This is a genomic window from Georgenia satyanarayanai (genome assembly GCF_009193135.1).
In the GTDB taxonomy this organism is placed as follows: domain Bacteria; phylum Actinomycetota; class Actinomycetes; order Actinomycetales; family Actinomycetaceae; genus Oceanitalea; species Oceanitalea satyanarayanai.
Window position 1 is genome coordinate 460,793 of the sequence record NZ_VUKC01000002.1, and the last position, 15,124, is coordinate 475,916.

At 71.1% G+C, this 15,124-nt stretch carries 7 protein-coding genes; all 7 read left to right on the forward strand.

Going from position 1 to position 15,124, the window contains the following annotated elements; genetic code table 11:
- Positions 1-98: 98 nt before the first annotated feature.
- The 7 genes from GD632_RS04685 to GD632_RS04715 all read left to right on the forward strand — a co-directional run bounded on the left by GD632_RS04685 (position 99) and on the right by GD632_RS04715 (position 15,030).
- A complete protein-coding gene (locus tag GD632_RS04685) occupies positions 99-1,232 on the forward strand; it encodes a Gfo/Idh/MocA family protein (RefSeq protein WP_152189219.1) in 1,134 nt (377 codons plus the stop codon).
- A gap of 23 nt (positions 1,233-1,255) precedes the next feature.
- Positions 1,256-2,731 carry a sugar ABC transporter ATP-binding protein gene (locus tag GD632_RS04690; protein ID WP_152189364.1) on the forward strand — a complete coding sequence of 492 codons (1,476 nt, stop codon included), beginning with the start codon at positions 1,256-1,258 and terminating at the stop codon, positions 2,729-2,731.
- Entirely contained in the window at positions 2,728-3,816 is a 1,089-nt protein-coding gene (locus tag GD632_RS04695) for an ABC transporter permease (protein WP_226924564.1), read from the forward strand. Before GD632_RS04690 ends, GD632_RS04695 begins: the two co-directional genes overlap by 4 nt.
- Positions 3,813-4,862, forward strand: coding sequence for an ABC transporter permease (locus GD632_RS04700; protein ID WP_152189221.1), 1,050 nt, complete (start codon positions 3,813-3,815; stop codon positions 4,860-4,862). Before GD632_RS04695 ends, GD632_RS04700 begins: the two co-directional genes overlap by 4 nt.
- Positions 4,863-4,936: 74 nt before the next feature.
- Entirely contained in the window at positions 4,937-6,184 is a 1,248-nt protein-coding gene (locus GD632_RS04705) for a substrate-binding domain-containing protein (RefSeq protein ID WP_152189224.1), read from the forward strand.
- Positions 6,185-6,272: 88 nt separating this feature from the next.
- Entirely contained in the window at positions 6,273-7,130 is an 858-nt protein-coding gene (locus GD632_RS04710; protein ID WP_152189226.1) for a sugar phosphate isomerase/epimerase family protein, read from the forward strand.
- 73 nt (positions 7,131-7,203) lie between these two features.
- Entirely contained in the window at positions 7,204-15,030 is a 7,827-nt protein-coding gene (locus GD632_RS04715) for a ThuA domain-containing protein (RefSeq protein WP_152189228.1), read from the forward strand.
- Positions 15,031-15,124: the final 94 nt, after the last annotated feature.

Genomic DNA, 15,124 nt, shown 5'->3' on the forward strand with positions numbered 1-15,124 from the left:
GCACCTGGCCATCTGGCGGAACCTGCGACCACATGTTTGTGAATTGCATTGCGGCTTTTGCTTGACAATCGACGTAAGTGGTTCGTACGGTCCAAGGCATGCCTGTTACGGGGGTCACAGCTGACCGCAGGCGCGAGGCGGCCAGTGTTGGCAGCTATCGCGCGGGAATCATCGGTGCCGGGTTCATGGGGAGCGTGCACGCGCGCGCCGTCCGGGTGAACGGCGGAGAGGTCGTCGGGGTGGTGGCGAGCAGCGCGGACCGGTCCGCGCAGGCGGCAGACGAGCTCCTTGCCACGCGCCTCTTCAGTGATGTCGAGGAGCTGCTCAGCTCCGACGACGTCGACGTCGTCCACATCTGCACGCCCAACTACCTGCACCACGAGCTGACCATGCGGGCGCTCGCCGCCGGCAAGCACGTCGTGTGCGAGAAGCCGCTCGCGACCACGCCGGAGGACGCTGCCCGGATGCACGAGGCGGCCGAGGCCGCCGGCCGCGTCGGTGCCGTGCCCTTCGTCTACCGCTTCCACCCGATGGTCCGTGAGGCGCGCGAGATGGTCCGACGCGGTGGGCTCGGCCGCATCGTCCTCGCCCACGGCTCCTACCTCCAGGACTGGCTCTCCGGCCCGCAGGACGACAACTGGCGCGTCGACGCCCGCCTCGGCGGCGCCACCCGCGCCTTCGGGGACATCGGCTCCCACTGGTGCGACCTCCTCGAGTTCGTCACCGGGGACCGCATCACGGCCGTCAGCGCGCGCAGCGCCACCGTGAACACCGAACGGGGCGCGAGCCGGTCCGCCGTCGACACCGAGGACCTCGTCGCGCTCCAGCTCGAGACGGCGGGAGGGGTGGTCGGCACCGCCACCATCTCCCAGGTCTCACCCGGCCGGAAGAACCGGCTCTTCCTCGAGGTCTCCGGCGCCACCTCGACCATCGCCTTCGACCAGGAGGAGTCGGAGAAGCTGTGGCTCGGTGCCCGTGACGGTTCCCGCCTGCTCGTCCGCGACCCCGATACTCTCTCCGCCCCGGCCGCGCGGTACGCGCGTGTCCCCGCCGGCCACCCGCAGGGGTACCAGGAGTGTTTCGCCAGCTTCGTCGCCGACACCGCGCGCGCCGTCGCCGGCCAGCCGGTCGACGGGCTGCCCACCTTCGCGGACGGGCTGCGCGCCACCCGCCTGGCCGACGCCGTCGTCCGCTCCGCCGCCTCCCGCACGTGGGTGGAGGTCCCGCAGTGACCGCGAGCGCACCGCTGCTCCGGATGAGCGGCATCACCAAGTCCTTCTTCGGCGTCCAGGTGCTCACCGGCATCGACCTCGAGGTCCGGGCGGGGGAGGTCCACGCGCTCGTCGGGGAGAACGGCGCGGGCAAGTCGACGCTCATGAAGATCCTCGCCGGGGTCCAGCCCGCCGACAGCGGGACCATCGAGCTCGACGGCGCACCCGTCACCTTCGCCCACCCGCTCGAGGCGCAGGCCGCCGGCGTCACGACCGTCTTCCAGGAGTTCAACCTCCTGCCGGAGCGCACCGTGGCCGAGAACGTCTACCTCGGCCGCGAGCCCCGCCGGCGGGGCCTGGTCGACCGCGCCCAGATGGTGCGGGACACCGCCGCCCTGCTCGCCGACCTCGGCGTCGAGGCCATCGCGCCGGACGTCAAGGTCCGCGCGCTGTCCGTGGCCGAGCAGCAGGTCGTCGAGATCGTCAAGGCGATGTCCTTCGACGCCCGGATCATCTCGATGGACGAGCCCACCGCCGCTCTCGCCGACCACGAGGTCGAGCTGCTCTACCGCCTCGTCCGCCGGCTCCAGGACCGCGGCGTCGCCGTCCTGTACGTCTCGCACCGGCTCAAGGAGATCTTCGACCTGTGCGACCGGATCACCGTCCTCAAGGACGGCAGCCTGGTGGACACGGTCGACACCGCGCGCATCACCTCCGACGAGCTCGTCCGGAAGATGGTCGGGCGCTCGATCAGCGCGCTGTTCCCCCAGCCACGGGAGGGCACCCGCACGGGTGACGTCCGCCTGGCCGTGCGCGGCGTCGGCAACCACATGGTCCGCGACATCAGCTTCGAGGTCCGCGCCGGGGAGATCGTCGCCCTCGCCGGGCTCCAGGGCAGCGGGCGCACCGAGATCGCCCACGGCCTGTTCGGCGTCGAGCGTTTCCGCACCGGTGAGGTGTACGTCGACGGCAGGCGGGTGGACCCCCGCTCACCGCGCGAGGCCGTGCGCTCGGGCCTGGCCCTCGTCACCGAGGACCGCAAGGTCGAGGGGCTGGCCCTCAACCAGTCCGTCGCCGCCAACGCCCGGCTCGTGCTCGACGCCGTCGTGCCTCGCCAGGCCGCGCGTCGCGCCCGCCGCGTCCCCGAGATCCTCTCCTCCCTCGAGCTCGCCGCCCGCAGCGGCAGCCACGAGGTCCGCTTCCTGTCCGGCGGCAACCAGCAGAAGGTCGTCCTGGCCAAGTGGCTCGTCACCGACCCCGGCGTCATCGTCATGGACGAGCCCACCCGCGGCATCGACGTCGGCGCCAAGCGGGCCGTCTACGAGCTCATGCGCGACCTCGCCGCCGAGGGCGTGGCCATCGTCCTCATCTCCTCCGAGCTGCCGGAGGTCATCGGCATGGCCGACCGGATCATCGTGCTCCACGACGGTGAGATCAGCGGTGAGCTGCCCGGCGGCAGCGACGAGGAGGCCGTCATGGCCCTGGCCACCCGCCACGACGCGTTGGAGGAGAGCGCATGATGACCGCCACCCCCGAGGTCGGTGCCGGGCCTGGCGGCCGCGCCCGCACCGCTCCCGGCCGGCGCTCGCCGCTGCGCTCGGTCCCGCTCATCTACGTCGCCCTGCTGATCCTCCTCGTCGTCGCCGGCGTGCTCCTCGCCGTGCGCGGGGACAACCTCTTCAGCGGCGGCTCGATCATCGACATCCTCACCCGTTCCAGCCTCCTCGGCTTCATCGCGATCGGGCAGACCCTCGTCATCCTGTGCCGCTCCCTCGACCTGTCGGTCGGGTACGTGGCCGCCCTGAGCAGCCTCGTCGCCGCCGTCGTCATGGACGGGGACGAGTCGCGCGTGCTGCTCGGCGTCGCCGCGGCACTGGGCGTCTCGGCCGCCGTCGGCCTGTTCAACGGCATCGTCACGACGAAGCTCGGCGTGCACGCCTTCATCACGACGCTCGGCTCCGGGCTCATCATCAAGGGCTTCCTCGACACCCGGTACCCCGGCCCGTCGGGCTCGGTCCCGGCGTCCTTCCAGGGGTTCGGCTACACGCGCATCGGGGTGCTGCCGCTCTCGGCGGTCATCATGCTCGTCATCGCGGGCGTCGGGGTGCTCATGCTCCACCGCACCCGGCTGGGCCACAGCATGTTCGCCGTCGGCGGCAACATCGACGTCGCGCGCCTCTCCGGCATCCGCACCGACCGCACCCTCATCGTCGCGCACGTCATGTGCTCGACGATGGCGGGCCTCGCCGGCCTCCTGCTGGCGGCCCGCTTCAGCACGGGTGTCGGCGCCCAGATCTACGGCGCGGGCTACGACCTCGACTCGATCGCGGCGGTCGTCCTCGGCGGCACGCTGCTCCTCGGCGGGCGCGGCGGCATCGGCGGCACGATCGCCGCCGTCCTCATCCTCGGCATCCTCGACAGCCTGTTCAACTCCCTGCAGATCAACCCGTTCTTCCGCGACGTGCTCCGCGGGACGATCATCATCGCGGCCGTCGCCCTGTACGCCCGCCGGCAGATCGACCCGAAGAAGGCCAGAGCCCGCTTCAGGGACGCGACCACCCGACGCGGGAGACCGGCACCGGCGACCGAAGGGGGCCGCTCATGACCACCCGTACCGGGGCGGTCCGCCCCGCGCGGCCCTCCGTCCTCACCCAGCTGCGGCACAACGGCAGCGGACCGGTGCTCGTCGTGCTGGCCGTGCTGGTCGCCGTCATGCTCGTGCTCAACCCCGGGTTCTACGAGCCGCCGTCGCTCATGGCCTTCCTGCGCAACGCCGCCCCGCTCGTCGTCCTCGCCATCGGGCAGTACTTCGTCATCGTGTCCGGGGAGTTCGACCTCTCCGTCGGCAGCCTCGTCGGCGCGCAGGTGGTCATCGCCGCCAAGCTCATCAACGGCGAGGAGGACCGCACCTGGCCGGTCATCGCGCTCATGATCGGCTTCGGGCTGGTCGTCGGCCTCGTCAACGGCCTCGTCACCACACTGCTGCGGGTCCCGTCCTTCATCACCACGCTCGGCACGATGCTCGTCCTGTACGGCGCGATCCGCCTGTGGACCGGTGGCGCACCCACCGGCGCGCTGTCGGAGAGCTTCCGCCAGTGGGGCCGCATGGGCATCGACATGCCCGTCCTGCGCCAGCTGCCCTACGCGCTCCTCATCATGGTGGCGCTCGCCGTCGTCGGGATCCTCATCATGCGCTCGTCCTACGGGCGGGTGCTCGTCGCGACGGGCGACAATGACACCGCCGCCACCTTCGCCGGCGGCCGCGTGTGGCTCGTCCGCACGGGCGCCTTCGTCCTCTCGGCGCTCTTCGCCACGGTGGCGGGCATCCTCGTCGGCGGGTTCGCCGGCGTCACCGCCCAGGTGGGCCAGGGCATGGAGTTCACGGCGATCACCGCCGTCGTCCTCGGTGGCGTGCTCCTCGGCGGAGGGCGGGGGTGGATCGTCGGCGCGATCGCCGGTGCGCTCACCTACCAGCTGCTCGAGCGGCTCCTCGTCCAGCTCGACATGCCCTCGACGCTCAACCCCACGATCCAGGGCGTCATCATCATCGCCGCCGTCGCCTTCGCGGCAAACCAGTCCCGCATGCGCCGGGGCGGTCGATCCACCGCCCCGCAGACCCCGGCGGAGCCCCAGCCCGTGGGAGCCGCATGAGCTGAGCCGCACGTCCGTCCGCCCGCCCGACCCACGACCTCACGACACCGACATCGCTACCAAGGAGGGTACTGATGAAGCGCACCGCGCTCCGCCTCACCGCAGGCATGCTCGGCCTGGGACTCGTCCTCACGGCCTGCACGACCGACACCCCGTCCGAGTCCGACGACCCCACGACCGCCGCCTCCCAGGACGCCGGCGACGACGCCGGTGACGGCACCGGGGAGGAGGGCGGCACCCCCGAGGGCGAGTTCTTCGTCCGCGCGGACTACGAGCGCGAGCTCGCCCAGCGCGACATGGAGCCCGAGGGCGACCCCGCCACCCCGTGGCTGCAGATGATCGAGCCCATCGAGATGGTCGACACCTCCGAGTTCGCCGCCGAGGGCCCGCAGACGCTCTGCTTCTCCAACGCCTCGATCTCCAACCCGTGGCGCGTCACGGGCTGGACGACGATGCAGCAGCAGGTCGAGGTCCTCCAGGAGGAGGGCGTCATCGGCGACTTCCGCGTCGCCGACGCCGGCGACGACGACAACAAGCAGATCTCCGACATCCAGTCCTTCGTCTCCGACGGCGACTGCGGCGCCATCATCATCTCCCCGTCGACGACGGCGACCCTCACCCCCGCCGTCGAGGCGGCCTGCGCGAGCGGTGCGCCCGTCATCGTCTTCGACCGCGGCGTCAACACCGACTGCGCGGTCACCTTCATCCACCCGATCGGCGGTTACGCCTACGGCGCGAGCGGCGCGGAGTTCCTCGTCGAGAACCTCGAGCCCGGCTCGAGCGTCCTGGCCCTGCGGATCCTCCCGGGCGTCGACGTCCTCGAGCACCGGTGGGGCGCGGCGAACGACATCTTCTCGCAGAACGACATCGAGGTGGTGGGCCAGGAGTTCACCGGTGGTGACGCCGCCCAGATCAAGGACATCGTCACCCAGTACCTCCAGCGCGGGGACGTCGACGGCATCTGGATGGACGCCGGCGACGGTGCCGTCGCCGCCGTCGAGGCCTTCGAGGACATGGGCGCGGACTACCCCGTCTTCGTCGGTGAGGACGAGCTGAGCTTCATGCGCAAGTGGGAGGAGACGGGGATGACGGCCATCGGCCTGAGCTACTCCAACTTCCAGTGGCGCACGCCCGTCCTGGCCGCCCAGATGATCTGGAACGGCGAGGAGGTCCCGGCCGAGTGGGTGCTCCCGCAGGAGCCGATCACCGACGCCGACCTCGACGAGTACCTCGAGCGGAACGCCGACATGCCCTCGCTGCACTACGCCAAGTTCGGCGGCGAGGACCTCCCCGGCTACCCCGAGGCCTGGCAGGGCAACTAGGACGACCCGCTGTGGGGCGCCGGCCGCCGGCGCCCCACAGCCGCCCGCCGGGCACGGTCGCCCGGCCCGACGACGAAGTGGATGGACGATGACGTCTCGCCAGATCGGCGTGAACACCTGGGTGTGGACCTCCCCGCTCACCGACGACTCCCTGCGCCGCCTCGCGCCGCAGGTCAAGGCCTGGGGCTTCGACCTCATCGAGCTGCCGGTCGAGCACCTCGGCGACTGGGACCCCGCCGCCGCCGCGACCCTGCTCGAGGACCTCGACCTCCGTGCCACGGTCACGCTCGTCATGGGCGAGGGCAGCGAGCTCGTCGCCACCGACGCGGCGACGGTCCGCGCCACCCAGGACTACCTCCGGGGCGTGATCGACGCGGCCCACGCCGTCGGCTCCCCGGTGATCGCCGGGCCGGCCTACGCCTCGGTGGGGCGCACGTGGCGGATGGACGACGACGAGCGGCGCCGCTGCTACGCCGAGCTCGCCGAGAACCTCGCACCCGTGGCCGAGCACGGCAGACAGGCCGGGGTGCGGATCGCGGTCGAGCCGCTCAACCGCTACGAGACCTCGCTGATCAACACGGTCGACCAGGCGCTGGAGGCGCTCGCCCCGGTGCCCGACGTCGGCCTGCTCCTCGACGTGTACCACCTCAACATCGAGGAGACGGACGTGCCGGCCGCCATCCGCCGGGCCGGCTCCCGCATCGCCCACGTGCAGGTGTGCGCGAACGACCGCGGCGCCCCCGGCGCCGACCACCTGCCCTGGCACGACATCCTCACCGCGCTCGACGACGCGGGCTACGAGGGACCGCTGTGCATCGAGTCCTTCACGGCCGAGAACGCGACCATCGCGACGGCCGCGTCCATCTGGCGGCCTCTCGCCGTCACCCAGGACGCCATCGCGGTCGACGGCCTGGCCCACCTGAAGGGGTTGATGCGCAGGAGCTGACGGGGGTGAGCCGTCCAGTGCCGGGCGGTGAGAAAGGCAAGCAGATGTGCGATCCAATGGAGGAATTCGTCTCATGAGCACCTCACGTCCCGGTTGGGGACGGACGGTGGCGTCGGTCGCGGTGAGTGCGTTGGGCCTGTCCCTGCTCACCGCGCTACCGGCGTCCGCCGCCATCGAGCCAGAGCACGACATCATCGACACGCGGGGAGGCGACCGGGCCAACGTCCTCGTCTTCACCGCGACCGCCGCCTGGCGTCACGGTGACACCATCGACCAGGGCACGCCGCTGCTCATGGACTCCTTCGAGGAGGCCGGCATCGGGTCCGTGTGGACCGAGGACTCCTCGATCTTCACCGACGAGGACCTCGCGCAGTTCGACGCGCTCGTCATGTTCCAGACGTCCGGCGACCCGTGGACCGCGGACGAGAAGGAGGCGCTGGAGTCCTACCAGCAGGCCGGTGGCGGCATCGTCGCCATCCACAACGCCACCGACATGCGCGGTGACTACGAGTGGTGGGACAACCTCATCGGCGCGCTCATGCCCGGCCACGCCGCCACGGGCACCGACCCGGGCCTGCCCGGCACCGTCCGCGTGGAGGACCGCGCCCACCCGTCCACCGAGCACCTGCCGCAGCGGTGGGAGCGCGCGGACGAGTGGTACAACTTCTCGGCCAACGTCCGCGGCGAGGCGCACGTCCTCGCCACGATGGACGAGACGACGTACGAGCCTGGCGGCAACGCCATGGGCTACGACCACCCGATCTCCTGGTGCAAGCTCTACGACGGCGGCCGCGCCTGGGCCACCGGCATGGGCCACTTCCCCTCGCACTTCGAGGAGCCCGCGCTTCTCGGTCACATCCTCGGGGGCGTCGAGTGGGCCGCGGGCCTGGCCGAGGGCGACTGCGGCGGTACCAACTGGGACATGTACGAGCGGGTCGCGCTCGACCAGAACACCTCCGCGCCCTTCGGGATGGACATCGCCGACGACGGCCGGGTCTTCTTCACCGAGCTCGTCCGCGGCCAGGTGCGGGTCTACGACCCGCAGACGCACACGACGACGACGGCGCTCGAGCTGGACGTCTACTCCGGCGGTGAGGACGGGCTGCTCGGCATCGCGCTGGACCCGGGCTTCGCCGAGAACGGGCACCTGTACCTGTACTACTCGCCCGCCAGCGAGGACGACACCGACCCCGCGAACTTCTTCAGCCTGCTCTCCCGGTTCACCATGGACCACGAGACGGGGATCATCGAGCCGGAGACCGAGCGCGTGCTGCTCGAGGTCCCGGCCCGGCGCCTGCCGGACGAGCCGGGCCACACGGGCGGCGTCGTCGAGATCGACGCGGATGGCAACCTCTTCCTCGGCGTCGGTGACGACGTGAACCCGCACTCGGAGCCCTCGGGCGGCTACGCGCCGATCTCCGAGCGCGACGGCCAGTTCCACGACGCCCGGGCGACCTCGGCCAACACCAACGACCTGCGCGGCAAGATCCTGCGGATCACGCCGCTGGAGGACATCCCGGCCGACGCGGAGCCGGGGATCGGCAGCACGTACACGGTCCCCGAGGGCAACATGTTCGACGAGTCCGAGGACACCGAGGACAAGACGCTGCCCGAGATCTACGCGATGGGCTTCCGCAACCCCTTCCAGTTCGCGATCGACGAGGAGACCGGCAACCTCTCGCTGGCCGACTACTCCCCGGACAACGGCAGTGACGCTCCGGCGACGCGAGGCCCGGCGGGCATCGCGGAGTGGATGCTCATCGAGGAGCCCGGCTTCTACGGCTGGCCCCTGTGCATGGGTGACAACGAGCCCTTCCGCGACGTCGACTACCGGACCAACCCGGTGACGGTCGGGGAGTTCTTCGACTGCGACGCACCGGTCAACGACTCGATCCACAACACCGGCCTCACCGAGCTGCCCCCCGCCAAGGCACCGGACATGTGGTACGGCTACCAGCGCGCCTCCCACCCGGAGATCGTCACGCAGGGCGGCGGCCTGGCCCCGATGGGTGGGCCGTTCTACCACTTCGACGCCGAGCTCGAGTCGGACACCAAGTTCCCCGAGTACTTCGACGGCCAGCCCTTCTTCTTCGAGTGGGCCCGCAACAAGATGTACTCCCTGCTCCTCAGCGAGGACGGCACGGAGCTGGAGAAGGTCAACGCCTTCCTCCCGTCCGAGCCCTTCATGGCCCCCATCGAGGCGAAGTTCGGGCCCGACGGCTCGATGTACGTCTTGGACTGGGGCGGCGGCTTCGGCCGGCACAACCCCGACTCGGGCCTGCACCGGATCGACTACGTGTCCGGCTCCCGCTCGCCGTCCGCCGTCGCCACCGCGACGCCGGACAGCGGTCAGGCGCCGCTCGAGGTGACCTTCGACGGGTCCGACAGCAGCGACCCGGAGAACGAGGAGCTCAGCTACGCGTGGGACTTCGACGGTGACGGCGAGACCGACTCCACCGAGGTCAGCCCCACGACCACCTACGAGGAGAACGGCGTCTACGACGCACGCCTCACGGTGACCGACCCCCACGGCAAGACGGGGACGACCACCGTGCCCGTCACGGTGGGCAACACCCGCCCGGAGATCAGCTTCAACCTCCCGCCCGACGGCGCCTTCTTCGACTTCGGCGACGAGATCAGCTGGGACATCGAGGCCTCCGACGCCGAGGAGGAGATCGCCGACGAGGACATCATCGTCCAGCCGGCCCTCGGCCACGACGCGCACTCCCACCCGGCCGAGCCGTTCCGCGGCCGCACCGGCACGGTCGCGACGAGCCTGGGCGGTGGGCACAGCGACGACATGAACGTCTTCTACGTGCTCGACGCCCGGTACACCGACTCCGGCGGCGACGGCGTCCCCGCCCTCACCGGGCAGGACACCTCGCTCCTCTTCGGCAAGATCCGCGAGGCGGAGTTCTACGCCGAGTCCGACGGCGTCACGGCCGCGGCCTCCCGCGACGTCGAGGGCCACGGCACCTCGATCAGCGGGCAGGGCGGCGCCTGGGCCTCCTACGACCCGGTCAACCTCATCAACATCGACCGCCTGCTCCTGCGGGTCGCCTCGGCGACCGGCGGGGAGATCGAGCTGCGGCGCGGCGCTCCCGACGGTGAGCTCCTCGCCACGGCCGAGATTCCCTCGACGGGGGGCCTGTCCCGCTACACGGACGTGGCCGTCGAGGTCACCGACCCGGGCGAGACCTTCGAGCTGTACGTCGTCTTCCCCGGTGAGGGCGAGCGCAGGCTCAACTTCATCGAGGCCGACGGCAAGGGCGTCTCCCCGACGACCAAGCCGCGGGTGAGCATCACCGCACCGACGGGTGCGGAGTCCCTCGAGCCCGGTGAGATCACCGTGACGGCCGAGGCGGCGGACGCGGAGAACGAGATCACCCAGGTCGAGTTCTTCGTCGGTGACGAGTCGATCGGCGTCGACGACGAGGCGCCCTACGGCGTCACGTGGGACGCCGCAGAGGAGTCGGTCTTCCAGCTCACCGCCGTCGCCACGAACGACAACGGCGTGTCGACGACGTCCCGCATCGTCCCGGTGACCGTCGGTGAGCCCTTCGGCGACTTCAGCCAGTTCACCAACGCCCGCGGGGAGTTCTCCCGCGGTGAGGACGGCTCCTTCGTCATCACCTCCGGCGGCGCCAACATGTGGAACGCGGTGGACGAGTACAGCTCGCTGTACCTGCCCGCCGGCGCCGACGAGAACTGGTCCGCCACGGTCAAGGTCGTCAGCCAGGGCAACTCCCACAACAGCGCCAAGGCCGGCCTCATCGTCCGCAACGACATCACCGCGCCGGGACAGTCGGCCGGCTACGCCGCCCTCGGCATCCGCCCCAGCGGCGGTTTCGAGTGGCTGCGCTCGGCCAACGGCAACGGCCAGCTCAACGCGTCCACGGGCGCCGGCTCCACCGCCTACCCGGCGTGGATGCGCATCGTGCGCGACGGTGACCAGTACACGGCCTTCCACAGCACCAACGGGGAGGACTTCGCGCAGATCGGCCAGCCGGTCACGCTGCCCGGGGCGGCGTCGGTCCAGGACCTGGGCCTGTTCGTCACCGCGCACCACGCGACCGCGACGAGCGAGGTCGTGTTCAGTGACTTCGTCTTCGACGACGACCCCGTCGTCCCGGACCCCGACCCGGACCCCGAGCCGGGGCCCGGGCCGGTCTGCCCGGTGCCGATGAGCGACGAGTTCGACGGCGAGAGCCTCGACGCCCACCGCTGGACCACCGTCCGGGGTGACGTCTCCGTCGCCGAGGGCGGGCTGCGCCTGCCGGTGACCACCGGTGACATCGACGGGGCCAACACGGGCCCGATCAGCTTCGTCGGCCAGCCGGTGCCTTCGGGTGAGTGGCAGGTCGACACGCACGTCACCCTGGCCCACGAGCGTCACTGGCAGTACAGCGGCCTCATGCTGCACTCCGGGGACGACGACTACACCAAGCTGACGTTCACCAGGCACCAGGACGGCAGCCGCTTCCTCGAGTACTGGACCGAGTCCGGCGGTTCGCGGACCCAGCACGCCGACAACGTCACCCTCCCGGACGACGCCCCGGCGTCCGTCCACCTGCGCCTGAGCAGCGACGGGGAGGACGTGACCGCGGCGTACTCGCTCGACGGCGAGGAGTTCACCACGCTCGACGGCTCCGCGACCCTCGACCCCGAGGCCACCGTGGGTGTCGTCGCCGCCGGTGACACCGGGGCGGGCGGCGGCGTGGCCGTCGTCGACCACGTCCGGGTCACGCCGGACCGTGAGGACGACGGCGGCGAGCGCGAGCCCAGCGACGAGTTCGAGGGCGACGCCCTCGACGGGTGCCGCTGGGACGCGACCGTCCGCTACAACGCCGAGAACGTCTCCGTCGCCGACGGGGAGCTCCACATCGTCACCGCCCCCGGCGACATCAACAACGACAACCCCGACTCGCCGGAGAACTTCATCCTGCAGTCGGCACCCGAGGGTGACTGGACGGTCGAGACGCGGTTCCACGCGCCGCTCCACCACCAGTGGCAGTACGCGGGTCTGCTCGCGTACGGCGACGACGACGAGTACGTCAAGCTCGACGTCGTGGCCCGCAACGCGCCCGGAGCGGCGCTCGACCTGGGCGCCGAGCTCGTCGCCGAGGTCGACGGCTCGTTCGGGGCCGGCGGGAACCGGTCGGTCGACCTGGCCACCGAGCCCGAGGGCGACTACTGGCACCTGCGGCTGAGCCGCACCGGTGACAGCTACGCCGGCTGGGTGAGCGAGGACGGGGAGACCTGGACCTCGCTCGGCGACCCGGTGACCCACGCCGGGGACCTCTCCTCCGTCGGCCTGGTCGCCATCGGCCCGGACCAGACCGAGCCGACGACCGTCAGCTTCGACTACTTCCGGGTGGTCGACGGTGACGTCGAGCCGCCGGTCGACGAGGACGCCCCGACGGTGTCGGGCAACGTGCTCGGCACGTCGTTCGGTGAGTTCACGCGGTCGGGTCACGGGGGAGGCACCCTCGACATCGGCGGGACGGCCACCTTCCGCAAGACCGCGACCGGGACCGCCGTCAGCGTCCGCGTCACCGGGCTGCTGCCCGGGCAGGAGTACGCCTCGCACCTGCACGACGGCTCGTGCATGGACCACGGGGGTCACTACATGCACGACCCGTCGGGTCCGGCGGCGCCGCCCAACGAGATCTGGGCGTCCTCGTCGAACGACGTGCGCGGCAACCTCGTGCCGAACCGCAACGGCATCGCCGTCGGGTCCGGCTCCGCGACCTGGGTCGCCCGGCAGGAGCCGCTGTCGATCATGGTCCACGACTCCGAGCCGCCCGGGTTGCCCATCGCCTGCGCCGACTTCGCGGCCTACGAGGCACCCGCCTCGCTCGTCGCGCAGGCCGACGACGGTGAGGGCTCCGGCGTCGAGACGATCGAGTACTCGCTCGACGGTGGCGAGTGGGTCACCTTCGACGGTGCGGTCCCGGTCAGCGAGCCCGGCGCGCACACCGCGGCCTTCCGGGCCACCGACGCGGCCGGCAACACGAGCGAGGTCCACGAGATCGAGTTCCGGGTCGCCGGTGAGGTCGCCGAGCCGGTGGAGGTCACTCCCGAGGCGGTGACCTTCACCGACGAGGACGGCACCGAGGACGACACGTTCACCGTTCCCGCGGTCGAGGGCGTCGAGTACGTCGTCGACGGCGAGGTCGTCCCCGCCGGCACCCACCCGGGCTCCGGCACGGTCACGGTGACGGCACGGGCGGTCGAGGGGTACGTGCTCGCCGACGGTGCCACGACCGAGTGGGAGCACACCTTCTCCACCGCGGGCGGCGAGCCCCCGGCCTGCGAGCCGGGAGAGGTCGAGGACGGCTACCGCGCGCTGTTCGACGGGACCGCCGAGAGCCTGGCGCAGTGGCGGATGGCGGGCCCCGGCAGCTTCGAGCTGCAGGAGGACTGCTCGATGCTCAGCGTCGGCGGCATGGGTCTGCTCTGGCACCCGGAGGAGCTGGGCTCCTACAGCCTCAAGCTCGACTGGATGATGGACGGGGACGACAACTCCGGTGTCTTCGTCGGCTTCCCCGACCCGGGTGACGACCCGTGGGTGGCCGTCAACGAGGGCTACGAGATCCAGATCGACGCGACGGACGAGGACGACCGCACCACCGGTGCGATCTACACCTTCCAGAGCGCCGACCTGGAGGCCCGCGACGAGGCCCTCAACCCGCCGGGGGAGTGGAACTCCTACGAGATCGTCGTCGAGGGGCAGAACATCAAGGTGTTCCTCAACGAGGTGCTGGTCAACGACTTCGACAGCACCCACCCCGACCGTGACCTCACGTCCGGCTTCATCGGGCTGCAGAACCACGGCGAGGGCGACGACGTCTACTTCCGCAACGTGCGCGTCGCGGACCTCGACGACACCGACCCCGAGCCGGTGGAGGTGACGCCCGCGGCGGTGACCTTCACCGACGAGGACGGCACCGAGGACGACACGTTCACGATCCCCGCGGTCGAGGGTGTGGAGTACCTGGTGGACGGTGAGGTCGTGCCGGCCGGGACCTACCCGGGTGTCGGGACCGTCGAGGTGACCGCGCGTGCGACGGAGGGCTTCGTGCTCGCCGAGGGCGCGGTGGCCGAGTGGTCCTTCACCTTCTCCACCGCCGGGCAGCCGCAGCCGGACCGTCGCACCGCGGAGTTCCACCTGTCCAACACGTGGCGCGGGTCGACGGACGTGTACTTCATGTACGGCCGCTGGGCCGATGAGGTGCTCATCGGTGACTGGGACGGGGACGGGGTCGACACGATCGCGGTCCGTCGCGGGAACGTGTTCCACGTGTCCAACGCCCAGCAGGGTGGGGACGCGGACGTGGTCCTCACCTACGGTCGGCCCGGTGACGTCATCCTCGTGGGTGACTGGAACGGGGACGGGACGGACACCTTCGCGGTGCGCCGTGGCAACGAGTACCACGTGAAGAACTCGCTGCGTGGCGGGGACGCGGACTCGGTGTTCCGTTACGGCCGGGCCGGTGACCAGGTGCTGGTCGGTGACTGGGACGGCAACGGCACGGACACCTTCGCGGTGCGCCGCGGGGCGACGTACCACGTGAAGAACTCCCTGCGCGGGGGTGACGCGGACGTGGTGTTCACCTACGGCCGGTCCGGTGACGTCGTGCTCGCCGGGGACTGGAACGCCGACGGCCGCGACACCTTCGCGGTCCGCCGCGGGGCGACCTACCACGTGAACAACTCCCTGCGTGGCGGGGACGCGGACCGCGTGGTGACCTTCGGTCGCGCCGGTGACGAGGTGCACGTGGGTGACTGGGACGGCAACGGCTCCGACACCCTCGGCGTCCGCCGGCCCGTCGGGGCGGCACCCGCCCCAGCGGCAGCCGGAGCGAAGGAGGTGCGCTCGGTCGCCAAGCTGAGCTGACCTGTCCGTGAGGGAGGGCCCGCAGCCGATCAGGCTGCGGGCCCTCTCCCGTGCCCGGGCATTCCCGACCTTTTGGTTGACGGGTACCCAAAAA

Excerpts from the sequence above, each read along its gene's own strand:
- GD632_RS04685 (WP_152189219.1), top strand. The coding sequence starts at position 99 with ATGCCTGTTACGGGGGTCACAGCTGACCGCAGGCGCGAGGCGGCCAGT.
- GD632_RS04690 (WP_152189364.1), top strand. The coding sequence starts at position 1,256 with ATGAGCGGCATCACCAAGTCCTTCTTCGGCGTCCAGGTGCTCACCGGC.
- GD632_RS04695 (WP_226924564.1), top strand. The coding sequence starts at position 2,728 with ATGATGACCGCCACCCCCGAGGTCGGTGCCGGGCCTGGCGGCCGCGCC.
- GD632_RS04700 (WP_152189221.1), top strand. The coding sequence starts at position 3,813 with ATGACCACCCGTACCGGGGCGGTCCGCCCCGCGCGGCCCTCCGTCCTC.
- GD632_RS04705 (WP_152189224.1), top strand. The coding sequence starts at position 4,937 with ATGAAGCGCACCGCGCTCCGCCTCACCGCAGGCATGCTCGGCCTGGGA.
- GD632_RS04710 (WP_152189226.1), top strand. The coding sequence starts at position 6,273 with ATGACGTCTCGCCAGATCGGCGTGAACACCTGGGTGTGGACCTCCCCG.
- GD632_RS04715 (WP_152189228.1), top strand. The coding sequence starts at position 7,204 with ATGAGCACCTCACGTCCCGGTTGGGGACGGACGGTGGCGTCGGTCGCG.